The organism is Natrinema marinum, assembly GCF_024296685.1.
Taxonomy (GTDB): domain Archaea; phylum Halobacteriota; class Halobacteria; order Halobacteriales; family Natrialbaceae; genus Natrinema; species Natrinema marinum.
Map to the genome: position 1 here is coordinate 630,899 of NZ_CP100763.1, position 17,166 is coordinate 648,064.

Below are 17,166 nucleotides of genomic sequence, written 5' to 3' on the forward strand. Positions count from 1 at the left end.
ACCGATCACCCATGACCTCGATAATCAGCGACACGGAGACACGAGCGGGCGACCGAGAGAGCGGCGGGAACGCACGAGACGACTCGACGGGAACGACCCTCGAGCACGCGGAAGCGACCCCGCGTTCGGCGACGATCTGCGTCGTCGGACTCGGCTACGTCGGCCTCCCGCTCGCGGTCGGGTTCGCGCAGTCGAACTACCGCGTCATCGGCTACGACATCGACGAGACGACGGTCGAGCGGCTCCAAGCGGGGACCGACACGACCGGCGACCTCTCCGACGAGGCGGTCTGCGACGAGGACATCTCTTACACCACCGACGCTGGCGAGATCGGCGAGGCGGACTACGTCATCATCACCGTTCCGACGCCGATCGACGAGGACGACCGTCCCGATCTCGGCTACGTCGAGGGCGCGGCGACCACCGTCGGCGCACAAATGAATCCCGGTACGACGGTCGTCCTCGAGTCGACCGTCTACCCCGGCTCGACGCGAGACGTCCTCGTGCCGGCGCTCGAGGAGGCGTCGGAGCTGACCGCCGGCGAGGACTTCTTCGTCGGCTACTCGCCGGAACGCGCGACGCCCGGCGACGGCGACCACGGCCTCGCAGATGTGGTCAAGATCGTCAGCGCGCAAAACGAGACGGTGCTCGAGGACGTAGCGACGCTGTACGAGTCGGTCGTCGACGCGGGCGTCCACCGCGCCCCGTCGATCGAGGTCGCCGAGGCGAGCAAGGTCATCGAGAACATCCAGCGCGACGTCAACATCGCGCTCGTCAACGAGCTGTCGATGGCCTTCGAACGGATGGGACTGGACACCCACGAGGTCCTCGAGGCGGCGGGAACGAAGTGGAACTTCCACGGCTACCGACCGGGCCTCGTCGGCGGTCACTGCATCCCCGTCGACCCGTACTTCTTCGCCCACCGCGCGAAGCGAGCGGGTGCGGATCCGGAGCTGATACGCACGAGCCGGAAGGTAAACGAGTCGATGCCGAGCCACGTCGCCGAACTGACGATCAAGGCGCTCAACGAGTGTCAGAAGACGCTGCGGGAGTGTCGTGTTCTGGTGCTCGGTCTGGCGTACAAATCCGATGTCGGCGACATCCGTAGCTCGAAAGTCGCCGACGTGGTCGACCACCTCCGCGAGTTCGAGATCGATGTCGCGGGCTACGATCCGTACGCGGAGGCCGACGCGATCCGGCGTTCGTTCGACATCGACGTTCAGGACTCGCTCTCGTTCGACGGGTTCGACGCGGTCCTCCTCGCGACTTCGCACTCGTCTTTCGAGGACATCGAACTCGAGGATGTCGCGGCGACCCTCGACGACGACGCCGCGCTGGTCGACATCGCGGGCGCGTTCGACCCGGACGATGCAGCCGACGCCGACCTCGTCTACCGCAGCCTATAATGTATCGAGGACACACGATCGGGGTCATCGTCCCGGCGTACAACGAGGCCGAACGCGTCGGTGACGTCCTCGCGACGATGCCGGCGTTCGTCGACCGAATCTACGCCGTCGACGACTGCTCGACGGACGATACCTGGGCGATCATCCAGGAGCACGCGGCCGCTTCTCGGCAGGCGGCCGACGAAGACACCGCCCCGAGCGGCGAGCGCGTGCAGGCGTCGGTCCCGGACGGCGGGACGGTCGTCGGCTCGGAGATCGTACCCATTCGCCACGCGGAGAATCAGGGCGCTGGCGGTGCACTCCGAACCGGTTACGTTCACGCGCGCGATGACGGCGTCGATATCGCAGTCACGATGGACGCTGACGGGCAGATGGATCCGGACCAGCTCTCCGCGCTGCTGGATCCGATCGCCGACGGCGACGCCGACTACGCGAAGGGAAACCGGCTCGCCGATCGGGTCTCGAGGCGGGAGATGCCGCCGTTCCGGCTGTTCGGCAACTGGCTACTGACCCAGCTCACGAAGATCGCGAGCGGCTACTGGCGCCTCCAGGACCCCCAGAACGGGTACACCGCGATCTCACACGAGGCGCTGTCGGCGGTCGATATCGAGTCGCTGCCGGACGACCACGACTACCCCAACGACCTGCTCGTTCGGCTGAACGTCGCCCGCATGCGCGTCGCCGACGTGTCGATGCCGGCGGTCTACGACGACGAGGAGAGCACGATCCGGTACTCGACGTTCGTCCCGGTCACATCGGTCACGCTGCTTCGGGGCTTCGTTCGCCGGATGCGGGCACAGTTCGCCGTCGATCGGCGACATCCCGCCGTGCTCTGTTATGCCGCGGGGACCGCCGCGCTGGTCGCGACCGCCGCCATCGCGACCGTCGGCGTCGCGAACGCGGTCGCCGGCGATCCGTCCGTCCGCGAACCGGTCGCGGCCGCGCTCACGCTGCTCGCCAGCGCCAGTTTCCTGCTGGTCGCGACGCGAGTCGACGCGCGGGACAACGCCGACCTGGGGGTGCGTCGCTGATGCGAGTGATCGTTACGATCCAACATCCCGGCCACGTCCACTTCTTCAAACACGCGATCCGGACGCTCGAGGCGCGGGGCCACGACCTCCACGTCTTCGCTCGCGAGAACGAAGTAACGGTCGACCTCCTCGAGCGCGCCGGGATCGACCACGAGGTGCTGGCCGGCGAATCGCACTCGCTGGTCTCGCTGGCGGCGGTGCAGGCGACCTACGAAACGCGACTCCTGCGTCGCGCGCGGCGGATCGATCCCGACGTGATCACGGCCATCGGTGGCGTCGCCGCGGCCCACGTCGCGTCGCTCGTCGGCGCGACGAGCGTGGTCTTCTACGACACCGAACACGCCACGATCATCAAGACGCTCGCGTACCCGTTCGCCGACGTGGTCTGCACACCCGAGTGCTATCAGGGAGACGTCGGCCCGAAACAGATCACCTATCCCGGCTATCACGAACTGGCGTACTTGCATCCCGATCGGTTCGAGCCCGATCCCGCGGTCCTCTGCGACGCCGGCCTCGAGCCCGAGGACACCATCGTCGTGATGCGACTGAGCAGCTGGGACTCCTCGCACGACGTCGGCCAGGGCGGGTTCGACGACCCCGTCGAGGTCGTCGATCGCCTCGAAGACGCCGGCGCGACCGTCCTGCTCACGTCGGAGGTCGATCTCCCGCCCGGACTCGAGTCCTGCCGGTACACGCTCGAGCCGGACCGGATGCACGATCTGCTCGCCTACGCCGACTGCTTCGTCGGCGAGGGGGCGACGATGGCCGCCGAAGCGGCGGTGCTCGGCACGCCGGCGGTGTACGTCAACTCGCTCGCGCTGGGCTACGTGTCCGAACTCGCCGACGAGTACGGGCTCGTGTTCAGCTACAACGGCGAGGACCGTCACACCAGATCGCTCGAGCGGGCGGTCTCGATCGTCGAGGACGGAGAGTCGTCGCGGTGGCAACGCCGTCGCGACCGACTCCTCGCCGATCGGATCGACGTGACCGACGTCATCGTCCGCGAGGTCGAGACGGCCGGCTCCGCGGTCGATCCAGGCCGGTCGACGCCCACACCGAATCCAGGCTAACTATGCACGTCCTTCATCTCATCACCTCCACGCGATCGTTTTTCGAACAGCAGATCGCGGTCCTCGAGGACCGCGGCGTCGACTGTACCATCGTCGGCGTTCCCGGAGAGTACAGCGCCGACTCCCCGCGGACGCCGCTCGAGTACCTGCGGTTTTACCCGCGAGTGCTCGAGCACGTGCTGTCAAACGAGTACGATCTGGTCCACGGCCACTACGGCCTCGTCGCACCGTTCGTGCTCGCACAGCCGACGCGGCCGACCGTGTTGAGCCTGTGGGGAACGGACCTGATGAGCGACATGGACTGGCTCCGCCGGATCAGCCGGTACGGCGCTCGGTTCGCCGACGCGACTGTCGTCCCGAGCCCGGCCATGTCTCGCGAACTCGATGTCGACCACGTGGAGATCCCGTTCGGCGTCGATACGACGCGGTTCAGGCCGATCCCCCGCGCGGAGGCCCGCGAGCGGGTCGGCTGGGACCCCGACGCCCGGATCGCGCTGTTCCCGTACGATCGGAGCCGATCCGTCAAGGACTTCCCGCGAGCCGAGCGCGTCGTCGATCGCGCTGACGCGGACCTCGAGCTCCGAACGATCGACGACGTCCCCTACGAGGAGATGCCCTACTACATGAACGCGAGCGACGTGCTCCTCGTGACCTCGAGACGGGAGAGCGGGCCGATGGTCGTCAAGGAGGCGGCCGCCTGTAACGTCCCGATCGTCTCGACCGACGTCGGGTTCGTCCGCGAGACGATCGCCACCGTCGACGACTGCGTCGTCGGGACGAGCGACGACGACCTCGCCGCCGGCCTCGAGCGCGTCCTCGAGGGCGACCGCCGGTCGAACGGGCGCGAGGTCGTCGACGGACTCGGGCTCGAGGCGATGGGCGATCGCCTCGTCGGCGTCTATCGCCGCGTCCTCGATCGGCCGAGCGGTGCGGCCCACCGGACGGGGGTCGGACATGAGGTATAGATCGCTCTCCGAACTGCGGCCGCTGCGACTCGACACGGTCGCGGCGATCGTCGGCATGTTGATCGCGCTGGCGCTGTTCGCGCTGCGATTTTTCGTCTCGCAGATCTACCTCAATACGGTCCCGATCGTGCTCGCCGTCGCCTGCGGCCTCTATCTGCTCTCGTTGTACCAACAGGATCACGCACGCGTGTTTCCGGCGTTCCCGGCTCGAGTGGCGATGGCGCTGCCGACTGTCGTGCTGGTCGGGCTCGCCGGACTCGTGACGCTGATGGTGATTCAGGGCGAGCGGACGGCGCTGTTTTTCGGTGCCGCGGGCGTCGTGGGGACGCTCCTGCTCTCACAGATCCTCTTTGCGAGCGAGCGCGATCTGCATCCCGGTCTCATCGTGTTACAGATCGTCTGCTTCGCGACCGTCATCCGGTTTACCGCGCTGTACGCGACGCCCGGCTACGTCGGCATCGACATCTGGACCCACAGCGGGCTCGTGGAGGCGATCCTCTCGGAGGAATCCCTCGGCGCGATCTCCCACGACAAGCATTACGGCTCGCCGTTCTATCACCTGCTGGTCGCCGCCTCGTCGTTGCTGTACGACATCCCGGTTCGAGGCGCGCTCTATCTCTCGGTCGGGCTGGTGATGCCGCTGTCGGTACTGCTGGTCTACGCGACCACGAACCTGCTCGTCTCGACGCGGTGGGCCCTGCTGGCGACGGCGTGTTACGCCGTCGCGGGTCACGTCACGCGGTGGGGAATGCATCTCATCCCGACGAGCCTGGGGCTGGTCTTCTTCCTCGGGATGCTGTACGCGTTGATCCGGGTCATGCGAATCGAGTACACGATCCGGGACTTCTTCGTTCTCCTCCTGTTGAGCATCGCGGTCATCCTCACCCATCAGGTGTCGACGTTCATCATGCTCGTCTTGTTGCTCGCGGCGTTTCTCGCGCAGGTCACGTTCGTGCTCGGCCCGTTCGGGCTCACGCGACTCGACACGAGCGTGTTCCGGACGAAGAAGCCGGTCAACCTCGTCGGGCTCGTCGTCTTCAACTTCGGACTGACGATCTTCGTGTGGTCGCTGACGCCGTACCGACAGCAGTCGTTTCTGGCGACGGTACTGAGCTACTTCTCGCAGACGCTCGAGGAGAGCGCCGGCTTTCTCAACATCGCGAGCGACTCCTCGTCCGGTGGAGCGACGGCGACCGAGAGCACGATGACGCTGCTCGACCAGTTAGTCCCGTACGTGGACAAACTCGGCTTCCTCTTCTTGCTCGGTGCGACGTTCGTCGGCTGTCTGTACGTCGTTCATCGGCGACGCGCCGAACAGTCGGTGTTCACGCTCCTGCTCGCGTCGGCGTTTATGCTCGTGTTCGTCCTCGGCTTGCCGATGTTCGGTATCAGGAACTTCATCCCGACGCGCTGGTTTGCCTTCCTCTACGCCCCGATGGCAATCCTCGGCGCGATCGGGCTCCGGACGCTCAGGCAGAATCTCACGCCGGGAATCGTCTTCTCGGTGCTGTTCGTGTTCATCCTCGTCTATCCCGGTGCGATGCTGTTCGCGGCCGAAAGCACCGCCGACAACCCGGTCTTCTCCGAGCACCACGAAAAGCTCGCGTACGACCGGTCGGAACTCGCCGCGGCCGAATCGATCGGGACGGTGACCGGCTCGCCCGCCGGCGACGAGATCAGACCCGATCAGCAGCTCCACACTGATCACCCCTATCAGACGTTGATCGGCCGGACCGGCGCGTATGCCCCGGCTGCGACGGATCCGGCGGTCGTGGCGAGCAACGGCACCGTAACCCACGACTACACGGTCTATCGGACTAGGCAGTCGAGCGAGGGATCCTACTTCAGGACCCCGTCGGGGCGTGCGGAGATGCGGAAAGTCTCTCGTTCGCAACTCTGCCGTCCCGAGCAGGCGACGGTCTACACGAACGGGGACGTAACGCTGTGTACGCCGTCGCCGGTCACGGGAGCGTGACGTATTCTCGTCCGCCTCGGCGGTGCGTCGGGGCGGTTCGCTCTTTGCCTTCCCCAACGATTCGTGCGAGTAGAGCCGGACTGGTCCTCGTTTTCCTTGGGTCGTTCGCGCCGATAGAGCGCCGACTCACATCCAGTTCGACGGAGCGTGTCCAGAGAGGAGGTCGCGAGTTGGCCGACAGCGAACGTCCGTTAGCCGACCGACGCGGCCGACCGGTTATCCGAGCGCTCGAGTCCCGCTTGTCACTGCTGTCTCCGGGTGGAGACCAGCCGCCAGAGGTCGGTGGCGATCGGTGCACCATCGAACACCCAGAGGACGACCATGCCGATGCCCAGCAGCAACTGAACCAGTATCTGTACCGTCAGCCCCTCCACGAGAAGCAGGTAGACGTACCGAAGGAAGTATCTGAGCACGTGATCGACGAACCCGTCGCGCGTGCCGGCCGGCGGTGATGCGATCGGCCAGAGGAGGATTCGGATATCGACCGGGTCTCCCCTGAGAATCCGGTTGAGGATGTCGCCGGCCGAATGCGAGAGATGTGCAAGCGAGAGGGCACCGGCGAGCGATCGGTATCCCCATCTGGCGGCCACTGCGTACACGGCGAGGTAGATAACGGGCGCGAGGATGATGGAGTGACCGATCGAATACCCGGTCTCCGTGATTCCGAACGTCCAGGCGAGTGGCTTGTCGATCAGATCCGGCAGCTGCGAGCCGACGGCGACCGCAACCGTTTCGCGAGCCGTGGGCGACCGCCGCAGGATCACGTTCGTCGTTAGCGAGTACAGGACGTACGCGAACGCGAGGTGCTCCCACGGCCACATCTACGCCACCTCGATCAGGAGGCGAACGACGCGATATGCGTTGTCGACCGTCGGCTCCGCCGGCGGCTCGTCCTCGTAGAGCAAGACTACCAGTCTGAGGTCCTCTCCACGCATCGTCGGCGTGATCTCGAGGGGCTGACGGTGCGAGTCACCGTCGGCGACCGTCGCCGTACCCCTGGTCAACTCAGCCGACTCGTTGACGGTCGCAGTCTCCCCGCCGTAGTCCACCCGCTGGAGCAGTACCACGGTCGTGTACGTTCGCTCCTCGTGCTCTCGGTTCGTGATCGTCACCTCGAGTCGCTGGGGTTCACCCGCCGCGTAGCTCGCCTCGTACGGCGTCTCGATGTCTCCGGAGATGTTCCGCGTGTCGACCGACAGTTCCGTGAACCCGTCGTGCTGGGGCGGATTCGCGATCGCGAAGCCGCCGCTGGCGACCAACAGGACCAGTCCGATGGCGATCGCCACGTTGTACGGTTGCGCGTTCGTCCGTCCGTAGGGGCTCGGTCCTCGTTGCGCGAAGAACGGCGACATCGACGAGAGCGACGGAACGAACCGTCGGTCGGGCGAACAGCGGTACCGCGCGCCGATCGCGACGAGTGAGAGGACGACGGTCACCACTGCGATCCCGAGGAGCACCGGTTCGAGGGTCACTCCCCCCGGGGTTGCGGCCGCCAAAAGGGTGATCGTCGGGACGAGCGCGACACTAAAGGAAATTGATAGGACCGCCCGTTCGATCGCCTCGAGACCACCGCTGACCAGCAGGGGGTTCCCGAGTCCGGTTTTCTCCTCGTCGAAGGACCGATACTCGTCGTTCGGTTCGTCCGGAAACAGCGCGGAGACGAGTGCATACCCCGGCAGAAAGAGCAACAGTGGGATCGCGAGTGCGATCCGTCCTCCGCCCGCCACTCCCGCGAGAATGCCGAACGTGAGCGCGCCAGTCGCTGCGATGACGATCGCCAGATCGAAAAACCACCAGTCGGTGTCGCTCATTCGGTCGATACTGGGTGCTAGCGGTGGTTTATTATCGCGGGGGTAAGCCCCTCGTGAAGGGGGTAATTCGGGGGACGTTTTCCCCCGAAGTATAACGATCTCGACAACGATTTCGACGTCGGAGATAGTCGCCGAATGCTGACCGACATCTCTCCGTGAATGTGGCTAAATTCGAATTGAGTATTCAAAGTACGTGAACGATAAACCGGCGGAATTAATGGCGAAGTCGATTTGTAGATCTAAGCATAGGGGCACTAAGGGCCCAAATATGGCGGTATAAAAATGACGTGAAAAGAGATCAAGTTCTGTGAAAGCACGTAAAAAGAATAATGAAGGGATACACGGTTTCGATACTTTATTACCTCCTTCTGAGTAGGGAAGACTGTGCAATGAACGCTGAATATATCAGCCCGGAGGAAAAGGACGGGCAGGAATCCGATGACGAGGCTCCTGGGGTGGAGACTGACGCCGATTCTGCCGTCGAGACCTCGGCGTTTTCGAAGGACGAAATCTTTCATCTCCTGCAAAACGAACGCCGCCGGATGGTACTTCGGTATCTTCGGGGCACTGAGGGGCCCGTACGCATGCGCGATGTCGCAGAACAGGTCGCAGCGTGGGAACACGATACCACCGTCGAGGATCTCACGTCGACGCAGCGCCAGCGCGTCTACATCCCGCTCTATCAGTCTCATCTCTCGAAGCTCGACAACGCGGGTCTGATTGAGTACCAGCAAAACCGCGGCATCGTCGAGCGAAAGCCGCTCGCCGACCGTGTCGATCAGTATCTCGAGACGGACGCGGACGCTGACTCGAGCGAGCAGGACAGTTCCGACGACGGCGAGTGGGACGATTACTACGTCGTCACGATCGTCCTCTGTTATGCGATCTTACTCGGTGCAGTGATCGAACTCCCGTTCGTCTCGTTCCTGTCGGGAATCAGCCTGAGCGCGATTATTCTGTTCCTCTTTACGGTCCTCACGCTGAGCCGCGTCGTCGATTGAGCCGGTTACAGGCGCCACAGTAGTTTCGTTTGCCAGCCAATACGAACAGTAGCCGTCGTCGACGATCAAGCGATTAGAACGGAGATCGAAACGAGGCCGATGACGACGAGCACACAGCAAAGCGAGATCGCTGCGAGCAGCGTGCTCGAGACCCGATTCCCCTCGCTCGAGCGGCGGGTGCGTTCGACGAGTCCGTTCGTTTCGTCGAACTCGATGGCCCCCGAGGCGTCGAGTGAGGGGAGCCGGTCCCGATGCAATCGTTCGTGGACGGTGGCCCACGTCTCGATCGACGGCCGCGCCGGTTCGATCAGCGTATCGGCGATCTCGTCGACGGTCACGGGCGTATCGAGAGTGTCGATGACGGCCAGTAGCGCGGCTTCAGAGTCCGGAAGGAACGTCGCGGCTCTGCCGTCGGCTTCATCGTCGTCGTTCGAGGACTCGGAATCAGGGGTGTAAACCATCGTCACTCCCGAAGCGTTCCGTGACTCCCTTGAAGGGGTATCCGTGGACCCGTCCGCTGAAGTGCGTAACCAGGACGGCGTCAGACGCATATTCCGCGCTACCGCCCAGTGGTATATAAGTATACTCATGGTTCATCGACGGTGAACGAAATAAAGAGCCCTTGAGCGATTTTCCGATCGAGAGAGCCCTGATTGAACTCCGTCAACGGTCCGTCTCGTCGGCCGATCGGGACCTCTCGAGCTACGAAACGACCGGTTGCAGTGGGCGCAACCAGGGAAGCGATCGCTCACACCCGTCCGACCAACTGTCGAGCCAGCCACGGAGGTCCACGAGCCTGAGTTTGTGCCTGGCCGGCAGGTCGTGGACGTGCTCGGCGTCGCTCAACAGGCGTCGGTCGAGATCGTGTCGGTCGAAGAGCGTCTCGCGGTCCGGCCACGGCGGTTCGAACGAGGTGAGAAGCGGCGTCTTCCGGCGCACGAATCCCTCGATCTCGTTGAGCAGCGTCGTATCGTACGGGCGGTCGGGCGGCCTGTGTCGCAGGATGTCGGTATCGAGTCGCCGGCACGCCTGGAGGAAGGTATCCGTCGTCCGGAATTCAGGCGGGGTCTGCAGATGCCAGTCGATCAGTTCGCGGTCCGTCGCCAGAAACGACGTCAGGAACCGATCCGACAGGTGGTCGTGGAACGGCATCGACGGCTGATTGGCGATTCCACAGCAGGTGAGGGCGTTCTGGATCGTACCCGCTCGCCACCGTCTCTCGTGGAATTCGTCGGCGATCGCCTCCCTGACGAACGACGCGGGATCCGCGTCGAACGAGGTGTGGTCGGCGAGTTTGCGGCTGGCTTCACGGCTGTAGCCGAACTTCTCGAGGAGCACCTCGACGGGGTCCGGATCCAGCTCGAGCCGACCGGTCGGGACGCGCTTCCCGAGGACGTCGATCGTCTCCTGAGCGGTGAAATGTCCGCGGAAGAAGGTGTCACAGAGGAGCCCGTGGTACATCGTGTCGACCTCGATTTCGTCCGTGTAACCGGCGTGGTGGATGTGCAGGGACTCCTTGATACCGTGTGAGTGTCGGAGCTTCGGGTCGTCGGGACGCAGGTAGCGCTCGTCCGGCGGGAAAGCCGTGTGGTTCGCACCGTATTGCTCCGCGAGACGCCTCGCGCCGTCGACTTCGGCGGCGTCGGGTGCGCCCACCGTGTAACTGCGGTCGATGTCTGCGAGCTGCGAGAGGATGATCCGCGAGTCGTACCCCGCAGAGAGCAAGATCCCCTTGCGACCGGGCAACACCGACCGACGCTCGAGCGCGCGCTCGAGGCGCTCGGCGAGCTCGTCGACCGGGTCGAACTCCCGGGTCGACTGCGAATCGTAGACGAATCGACCGATCGGCTCGATCGCTGTCGGCAAGAGACGGCTATCGAGCGGCACCCGACGGAGCTCTTCGACAGCGGCTTTCTCGCCGAGGGTCACACCCAGATGCAGGAATTCGAGGACGGCGTCTCGGTCGAGCGTCGGTTCAGGGATCGTCCGGGCGACCGCGGCGGCATCGGTTCCGAAGGTTCGAACCCCGGTCGCGTCGGTGTAGAAACACTCCCGAGAACGAACCATGTCGGTTGCGACGAACGCGTCCCTGCCCGTGGCGTCGACGACAGCCAGGTACGAGCCGTTGAGATCGCCGAGCGCCCTGACTCCGTCCGCCGCGAAGGATTCGAGGAACCAGCGGGCGGCGTTCGATTCGTCACCGGGAGCGTACGCCTCGCCCCAGATCAGACAGGCCCCCTCGTCGCCGGAGTAGGCCGTGCTCCAGCCGGGCGTTCCGAGATCGTCGTCTCTGATGCCGACCGTTAGGGTCGACCCGGTGAGGACCGCGTCGAACTCGTTACGGGATCTGAGACGCTCGAACGTGTCGATACCGCCGAATACTCCGAATAGTTCTCTGTTCATCGTCGACGACTCCCTCAGGACTGGCGTCCGCCTGTCCTCTCGGAACGGCAGCGTTCCGGACGGATCGACTCACGGACGCCTCCGTCGTCTCCCTCGGCGGTTCGTTCAATAACTATGCAACCGTTAAGCGTCGGAACGGGCGTCACGAGCCGGCTCGAGTCCCCGTCGCTGTGACCTACCGTCTCTATAATAATGGGAGCGCTGTCGGTAGCTTCGCCTCGCCAATGTCTCAGCAACGCGCGACGCGACGGCGGTTTCTCGCACTCGCGAGTGCGACCGGGATCGCCGGTACGGCCGGCTGTACGGAGCGACTCAAGTCTGTGACCGGCCAGTCCGGTGGGGATCCGTCGAACGAAACGGACGGGATACCGGACGAATCGTCCACGCCCGGGCTCACCGACGGCGTTCCACCGCTCGAAACGGAGTTCGACAGCCGCGAGCGGTTTCGCCAACCGGGCGACTCCTTCGAAGACTTCGCCGATCTCGAGCCCTGGACCGTCACGCAGGGCTCGGGCCAGGCCGACACCGATGTCGTTTTCGACGGCGAGCAGAGCTTCCGGCTGCGGTCGAACGGTAGCGAGAACATCATCGCCGAGCGGAGCCTCGCGGGTGAGGACCTCCGGGAGACGGACCTGTCGTTTGCGGTTCGGACGTCGACGCCCGACAGCATCACGATCAACCTGCGAATCGTCGACCAGTTCGGCAGCGACAAGATCTACTCCCTTCGACAGATCCGGTATCGGAAACCAGATGTCGGCTGGTTCCGGGCGAGCCCCGGCGTCTTCCAGCAGAGCGCGTACGAACCCGCACTGGACCACCTCGATCGGCTCGAGATCCAGGTGCTTCACTCCATGCCCGAGGCGGAGGTCTGGATCGACGACCTGCGCACGCACGAGACGGCCGACCAGGGGTACGTCATGTTGAGTTGGGACGACGGGATGCTCGACTACTACGAGACGGCCGCGCCGATGCACGACGAGTACGGATTCTCGGCGGTGCAGGCCCCGGTGCCACGCTGGGTCGAACGGGGCGAGGATGGCGTGATGTCGATTTCGGAACTGCGAGAGCGCCAGGATGCCGGCGACCAGATCGTCGTCCACGGGACCCACAACCCGATCGCCGAACTCGACGACGAGTCGGCCATCGAGACCCGCCTCGAGCAGGACAAGCGGTGGTACATCCAAAACGAGTTCGAGGGTGCGAACTACATCGTCTATCCGCACAACAGCTTCGACAAGACGAGCCTCGAGCACACGACCGACTACCACTACTGCGGCGGCTTCAACCAGGCCGGCAACGTCAACACGACGAGCGTCTACGGCTTCGATCCGCTAGTCCTCCCGCGGACGATCGGCCACGACCTCGAGATATCGAAGCGCTGTGTCGACCTCGCCGCACAGCACAATCAGTGTACCATCCTGAACTTCCACGAGTTCTCCGCCAAGAACACAATGTCGAAGGCCGACTACGAGGCGCTGCTCGAACACATCGACAGCGCCGACGTCGAGGTCATCACCTTCGACGACCTCTGGGCGCTGCGAGCAGGCGATCGCTGATTTCCTCGAAATAACGGCTCGGTTCTCGCCGACGCTCGTCCGAGTGGCCCTTGTCCGTTCTAGCAGCCAGTCGAGAGCGTGACCTCGTCGATATCGATCCGTCCGGACTCGTCGACGACGCGCAGCGCGATCGGGTGGGTGCCGTCGCCGTTCGGCCCGATCGTTACCTCGAGCGTCTCGTCGGCCTCGTCGAACGCGCCGTTCTCCCCGACGCGCCACTCATAGCGGACGATCTCGCCGTCCGGGTCGCGCGACCGCGACGCGTCGAGCGTGATCGATTGCCCCGGCTCGAGCGCCGTCTCGTCGGTCCACGTCGGCAGCACCTGCAGGCGTGCAGTCGGTGCGTCGCTGGCGGGAGTCTCGTCGCCGCCGTCGGCCCCATCGTCGCTCTCGTCGGCGGCCTCCACCTCGTCGACCGGCTCTTGGGGCGGGCTGGCGTTCAGCAACAGCTCGTCCTGAAAGAGCCGGTCGACGATGGTCGTCTGCCACAGCACGCGCGTCTCGAGTGCCACGTCGGAGAGCGTCTCCGCGAGGAACGCCTCGGCGCCGAGATCGCGGGCCGCCTTGTGTGCGAGCAGCCCGTTCGGGCTGGATTGGGGCGAGGAAAACGGCCCGGTCTGAAACGCCAGTCCGGCGTCGTCGACGTGGTTTCTGGTAACGTAGTCGGCCGCGTCGGCGGCTTCGTCGAGGGCCGCCTCGCTCCCCGAGTGAAAGATCGCTTGCCCGACGCCGTCGACCGGATCGCCGGCGTAGATTCCGGTCGATTCGTGGAGGTCGATCAGGATATCGGGGTCGTACTCCCTGATCACGTCCCAGATCGCGCGTGCGAGTTTCGTGTCCGGCGTTTCCCCCTCGTGGAACTGCCGGTTGAGATCGTTGCCCGCGGCGTCGGTTCTGGTCCCCCGTTCGATCGCGGCGGCGTTCGCTTCGGGAATCGTGACGAGCCGGCCGGCATCGATCGGCCAGTCGGCGATCTGTCCTGCTGCCTCGTAGCCTGCGACCTCGTTTCCGTGTACCCCGCCGACGACGATGGCCGTCGGCCCCGCTGCGTCCGCGGTCGTCACGTACACCGTCGTCGCTTCGGCCGTCCCCTCGCGAATCTCGAACGACTCTCGAGAGACGGCCCCCTCGTCGCTTTGCATCGAGTCCCCGACGACGCCGGTCGTCCCGGCGACCGTCATCCCGGCGGTCCCGGCCAATACCGATCGTCGAGACAGTATCTCGCGTCTCATCCTACCCGTTCCGTTGGGGACAGTCGGCTTTACTACAGGTGCGATAACCGACGGCAACGGATCCGTTTCGCTTCCGCAACGGTCTGAGGCGATAAAACTCGTCGTCCCGGATCGTTCCGGAGCAGCAATGATCGAGGGACTGGGTTTCGATTACTGAGAGAGCGCGCGCCAGCCGAGCACGCTCGCGGCGAGGATGAACAATAGTACGCCGACGATCGGACGGGGCCGCCGCCGAACGCCGACGCCGGCGACCCAGCAGAGGCCGGGGTACGCCCGCGGCGACACCGCTGCCGCTCGCAGATGCTGGATCCCCTGCAGGAACCGTCCTTCCGCGAGGTATCGTTTCGCGATGACGAGTTCGTGGCTCGAGCGGATCTCGTATCCCGCGTCCTCGAAGCGCTCGACCTCGCTCTCGTACGCGGCGAGGTACTGCTCGCTGGCGTTCTCGATGACGGCCGCTGGCGGGTAGCCGGTCTCGTCGCGACGGACGAGCACATCGTCGACGTAGGCGAGCTTTCCGTGCTCGAGCACGCGCAGGCAGAACTCCGGGTCCTGAAACCGGTCTAGCTCCTCGTCGAAGCCGCCGGCATCTCTGGCGACGGCCGTCCGAACGAGCAGCGTCGATCCCGCGCCCGGTTGGACGGTGTCCGCGAGGATCTCGGCCATCAGCTCTTCGCTGCCCTCCCGCGTCGGCGCCGCGTCCCGGCGAGCGAGGATCGACGCTGCCGTCGTTCGGAGCCGGCCGCTCGCGCCCGAGAGGTCGAACGCGGAGTCACAGTAGGCGCCGACCCAGTCGTTCGAGCGCTCCTCGAGGGCCGACAGTTGGCGCTCGAGTTTCTCCGGGTGCCACTCGTCGTCCGAATCGAGGAAGGCGACGTACTCGCCACGTGCGCGCTCGATGCCGGTGTTTCGGGCGACGTTCGCACCCCGATTGGTCGCGTGCGTGACCGACCGGACCCGCGGGTCCTCGTAGTCGGCCAGCACCGAATCGGTGTCGTCGGTCGAGCCGTCGTCGACGACGACCACCTCGAGGTCCGCGACCGTCTGGGCGAGCGCGCTGTCGATCGCGCGCGGAAGCGTCGCCGCCCTGTTGTACGTCGGAATGATGACGCTGACCTGGGTCATGTCGCGAGCTTTCTCGCCGGCGCGGATTATTATCGCGTGGGTAAGCGCCGGCCGCCGCCGGCTCCCGACGCTCGACTCGACTGCACCTCGATGCGACGACCGCGGAGTGAGCGGCTGCTCGGCCGCCGACAACTGTCCTAATGACTGTATAAGGAAGGTCGAACGGTTCGTCCACGTGGCCGATGACGAACCGAAACCGCCGATCGTTCGTGACCTCGGTTGCGGCGGCCGGAACGCTCGGACTCGCGGGCTGTCTCTCGCAGGTACGCGAGTGGGGGAGCGGGGACGGCGACCCGACCGCGTCCGGACCGCGGCCGAACGGGACCACCGATAGAACCGATGCCGACGACCTGCCGACCCTGCCGGGGGAATCGCTCGACGACTTCGAATCTCTCGAGGAGTGGACCGCGATGATCGACGGCGGAAAACTCGGCGCCGAGACGACGGCCCCGTACGCGGGATCGCAGTCGGCCCACCTCTCGGCGGATCCGGACACCGAGTACGCCGCCGCCTACACCGTCACCGACGGGCTGGACCTGCGCGGAACGGCCCTCTCGCTCGCGGTGCGATTCACCGGCCGCGAGCAGCTCCACATCGAGCTCGAGTTGTACGCGCCGAACTCGCGCAACGTCTACGCCCTGGAACGGACGCTTACGGGTCCACGGGACCGCTGGACTCGCGTCGACTTCGGTACCGGCGGGATCGAAGGCCAGCCCGACCTCGCGGACGTCCGTCGGATTCAGCTCACTGCCCGCCGCCGTGGCACCACGTCCGGGCCGCTCGACTGTTCGATCGACGACCTGCGCGTCGTCGACCGGCCCGAGACCGGGCGCGTCATGTTCCTGTTCGACGGGACGCTGGCGAGCCACCACGCGACCGCGTTCGAGCTGATGCAGCCGTACGGCTTTGCGGGCGTCGAGGCGGTCATCCCCGAAGCCGTCGGTCAGGACGGCAGACTCACGATCGACGAACTCGCCGCACTCGACGACGCCGGCTGGGACATGGCGGCCCGGCCGCGGACCGGCGCGCACTTCCTCGACGAGTTCGCCGCCACGAAACAGGAGGGGCTGATCCGACAGACGAAGGCCTACCTCGAGCACCACGGCTTCGAAGACGGCGCGAGACACTTCGTCACGCCCCGAAATATCCTCAGCCCGACCGCTCGCGACCTCGTCGAGCAGTATCACGAGCAAGCGTTCCGATTCGGCGGCAGTCCGAACGGACTGCCGGTCACGGACCCGTACAACGTCGGCTTCTTCGCCGGCGACGCCGGCGAGGTGACGAATCGGTACGTCGACTACGCCGCCGAATACGGCCAGCTCGCGGTGTTGCAGTTCGATTACTTCGGCGAGGACGGCATCAGCGAGGGCACGTTCGAACGCGTCCTCGAGTACGTCGCCGAACGGGACGTCGATGTCGTGACCGCGACTGACCTGTTAGACGCTTAGGGCGGGTTGCCGACTGATAGAGGCGATGCGCCGCCGGAGTCACGAAGTGGCTGTCTCCGGCGCTGATCGTTCGCCTCGAGGCCGTTACTCGTCCGTTCTGTTCACTGTGCCCGGACCCAGCGACCGCCGATACTCGCGGCCCC

General features: G+C 65.2%; 14 protein-coding genes. 8 read left to right on the plus strand and 6 right to left on the minus strand.

Annotated elements, in window-relative coordinates; all coding sequences use genetic code 11:
- Positions 1-11: 11 nt before the first annotated feature.
- Genes NKH51_RS03205 through NKH51_RS03225 form a run of 5 tightly spaced genes read left to right on the plus strand, consistent with a single transcriptional unit; the run spans position 12 to position 6,447 of the window.
- Positions 12-1,406, plus strand: a complete 1,395-nt coding sequence (locus tag NKH51_RS03205) for a nucleotide sugar dehydrogenase (RefSeq protein WP_254763808.1) — start codon at positions 12-14, stop codon at positions 1,404-1,406.
- Entirely contained in the window at positions 1,406-2,437 is a 1,032-nt protein-coding gene (locus tag NKH51_RS03210) for a glycosyltransferase family 2 protein (protein WP_254763809.1), read from the plus strand. The genes NKH51_RS03205 and NKH51_RS03210 overlap by 1 nt, the downstream gene beginning before the upstream one ends.
- The gene (locus tag NKH51_RS03215; protein WP_254763810.1) at positions 2,437-3,507 is read left to right on the plus strand and encodes a DUF354 domain-containing protein; all 1,071 of its coding nucleotides are present in this window, start codon (positions 2,437-2,439) and stop codon (positions 3,505-3,507) included. The genes NKH51_RS03210 and NKH51_RS03215 overlap by 1 nt, the downstream gene beginning before the upstream one ends.
- A 2-nt stretch (positions 3,508-3,509) precedes the next feature.
- Positions 3,510-4,472, plus strand: a complete 963-nt coding sequence (locus NKH51_RS03220; protein ID WP_254763811.1) for a glycosyltransferase — start codon at positions 3,510-3,512, stop codon at positions 4,470-4,472.
- Positions 4,462-6,447: a hypothetical protein gene (locus NKH51_RS03225; RefSeq protein WP_254763812.1), complete on the plus strand. Its 1,986-nt coding sequence runs from the start codon at positions 4,462-4,464 to the stop codon at positions 6,445-6,447. The genes NKH51_RS03220 and NKH51_RS03225 overlap by 11 nt, the downstream gene beginning before the upstream one ends.
- 242 nt (positions 6,448-6,689) lie before the next feature.
- On the opposite strand, the gene NKH51_RS03230 is transcribed toward NKH51_RS03225, so the two are convergent.
- Positions 6,690-7,268: a metal-dependent hydrolase gene (locus tag NKH51_RS03230; RefSeq protein WP_254763813.1), complete on the minus strand. Its 579-nt coding sequence runs from the start codon at positions 7,266-7,268 to the stop codon at positions 6,690-6,692.
- The gene (locus tag NKH51_RS03235) at positions 7,269-8,258 is read right to left on the minus strand and encodes a DUF1616 domain-containing protein (protein WP_254763814.1); all 990 of its coding nucleotides are present in this window, start codon (positions 8,256-8,258) and stop codon (positions 7,269-7,271) included. It lies immediately after the preceding gene.
- A gap of 389 nt (positions 8,259-8,647) precedes the next feature.
- Here NKH51_RS03235 and NKH51_RS03240 point away from each other — a divergent pair, with 389 nt between their 5' ends.
- Positions 8,648-9,259, plus strand: coding sequence for a DUF7344 domain-containing protein (locus NKH51_RS03240; RefSeq protein ID WP_254763815.1), 612 nt, complete (start codon positions 8,648-8,650; stop codon positions 9,257-9,259).
- Between the two features lie 65 nt (positions 9,260-9,324).
- Here NKH51_RS03240 and NKH51_RS03245 read toward each other — a convergent pair whose 3' ends face one another.
- Complete coding sequence (locus NKH51_RS03245) at positions 9,325-9,720, minus strand: hypothetical protein (protein ID WP_254763816.1); 396 nt, start codon at positions 9,718-9,720, stop codon at positions 9,325-9,327.
- 241 nt (positions 9,721-9,961) lie between these two features.
- Positions 9,962-11,662, minus strand: a complete 1,701-nt coding sequence (locus NKH51_RS03250) for an asparagine synthase-related protein (RefSeq protein ID WP_254763817.1) — start codon at positions 11,660-11,662, stop codon at positions 9,962-9,964.
- A gap of 224 nt (positions 11,663-11,886) precedes the next feature.
- Between NKH51_RS03250 and NKH51_RS03255 the strand changes: the two genes are divergently transcribed.
- Complete coding sequence (locus NKH51_RS03255) at positions 11,887-13,218, plus strand: polysaccharide deacetylase family protein (protein WP_254763818.1); 1,332 nt, start codon at positions 11,887-11,889, stop codon at positions 13,216-13,218.
- A gap of 59 nt (positions 13,219-13,277) precedes the next feature.
- Here the strand turns inward: NKH51_RS03255 and NKH51_RS03260 are convergent, their stop codons facing one another.
- Positions 13,278-14,450, minus strand: a complete 1,173-nt coding sequence (locus NKH51_RS03260) for a PKD domain-containing protein (protein WP_254763819.1) — start codon at positions 14,448-14,450, stop codon at positions 13,278-13,280.
- Between the two features lie 150 nt (positions 14,451-14,600).
- Complete coding sequence (locus NKH51_RS03265; protein WP_254763820.1) at positions 14,601-15,575, minus strand: glycosyltransferase family 2 protein; 975 nt, start codon at positions 15,573-15,575, stop codon at positions 14,601-14,603.
- Between the two features lie 182 nt (positions 15,576-15,757).
- On the opposite strand from NKH51_RS03265, the gene NKH51_RS03270 reads away from it, so the two are divergent.
- Entirely contained in the window at positions 15,758-17,023 is a 1,266-nt protein-coding gene (locus NKH51_RS03270) for a polysaccharide deacetylase family protein (protein ID WP_254763821.1), read from the plus strand.
- Positions 17,024-17,166: the final 143 nt, after the last annotated feature.

What these genes read in the sequence shown, in the direction of transcription:
- NKH51_RS03205 (WP_254763808.1), top strand. Translation starts at nt 12, where the DNA reads ATGACCTCGATAATCAGCGACACGGAGACACGAGCGGGCGACCGAGAG.
- NKH51_RS03210 (WP_254763809.1), top strand. Translation starts at nt 1,406, where the DNA reads ATGTATCGAGGACACACGATCGGGGTCATCGTCCCGGCGTACAACGAG.
- NKH51_RS03215 (WP_254763810.1), top strand. Translation starts at nt 2,437, where the DNA reads ATGCGAGTGATCGTTACGATCCAACATCCCGGCCACGTCCACTTCTTC.
- NKH51_RS03220 (WP_254763811.1), top strand. Translation starts at nt 3,510, where the DNA reads ATGCACGTCCTTCATCTCATCACCTCCACGCGATCGTTTTTCGAACAG.
- NKH51_RS03225 (WP_254763812.1), top strand. Translation starts at nt 4,462, where the DNA reads ATGAGGTATAGATCGCTCTCCGAACTGCGGCCGCTGCGACTCGACACG.
- NKH51_RS03230 (WP_254763813.1), bottom strand. Translation starts at nt 7,268, where the DNA reads ATGTGGCCGTGGGAGCACCTCGCGTTCGCGTACGTCCTGTACTCGCTA.
- NKH51_RS03235 (WP_254763814.1), bottom strand. Translation starts at nt 8,258, where the DNA reads ATGAGCGACACCGACTGGTGGTTTTTCGATCTGGCGATCGTCATCGCA.
- NKH51_RS03240 (WP_254763815.1), top strand. Translation starts at nt 8,648, where the DNA reads ATGAACGCTGAATATATCAGCCCGGAGGAAAAGGACGGGCAGGAATCC.
- NKH51_RS03245 (WP_254763816.1), bottom strand. Translation starts at nt 9,720, where the DNA reads ATGGTTTACACCCCTGATTCCGAGTCCTCGAACGACGACGATGAAGCC.
- NKH51_RS03250 (WP_254763817.1), bottom strand. Translation starts at nt 11,662, where the DNA reads ATGAACAGAGAACTATTCGGAGTATTCGGCGGTATCGACACGTTCGAG.
- NKH51_RS03255 (WP_254763818.1), top strand. Translation starts at nt 11,887, where the DNA reads ATGTCTCAGCAACGCGCGACGCGACGGCGGTTTCTCGCACTCGCGAGT.
- NKH51_RS03260 (WP_254763819.1), bottom strand. Translation starts at nt 14,450, where the DNA reads ATGAGACGCGAGATACTGTCTCGACGATCGGTATTGGCCGGGACCGCC.
- NKH51_RS03265 (WP_254763820.1), bottom strand. Translation starts at nt 15,575, where the DNA reads ATGACCCAGGTCAGCGTCATCATTCCGACGTACAACAGGGCGGCGACG.
- NKH51_RS03270 (WP_254763821.1), top strand. Translation starts at nt 15,758, where the DNA reads ATGACGAACCGAAACCGCCGATCGTTCGTGACCTCGGTTGCGGCGGCC.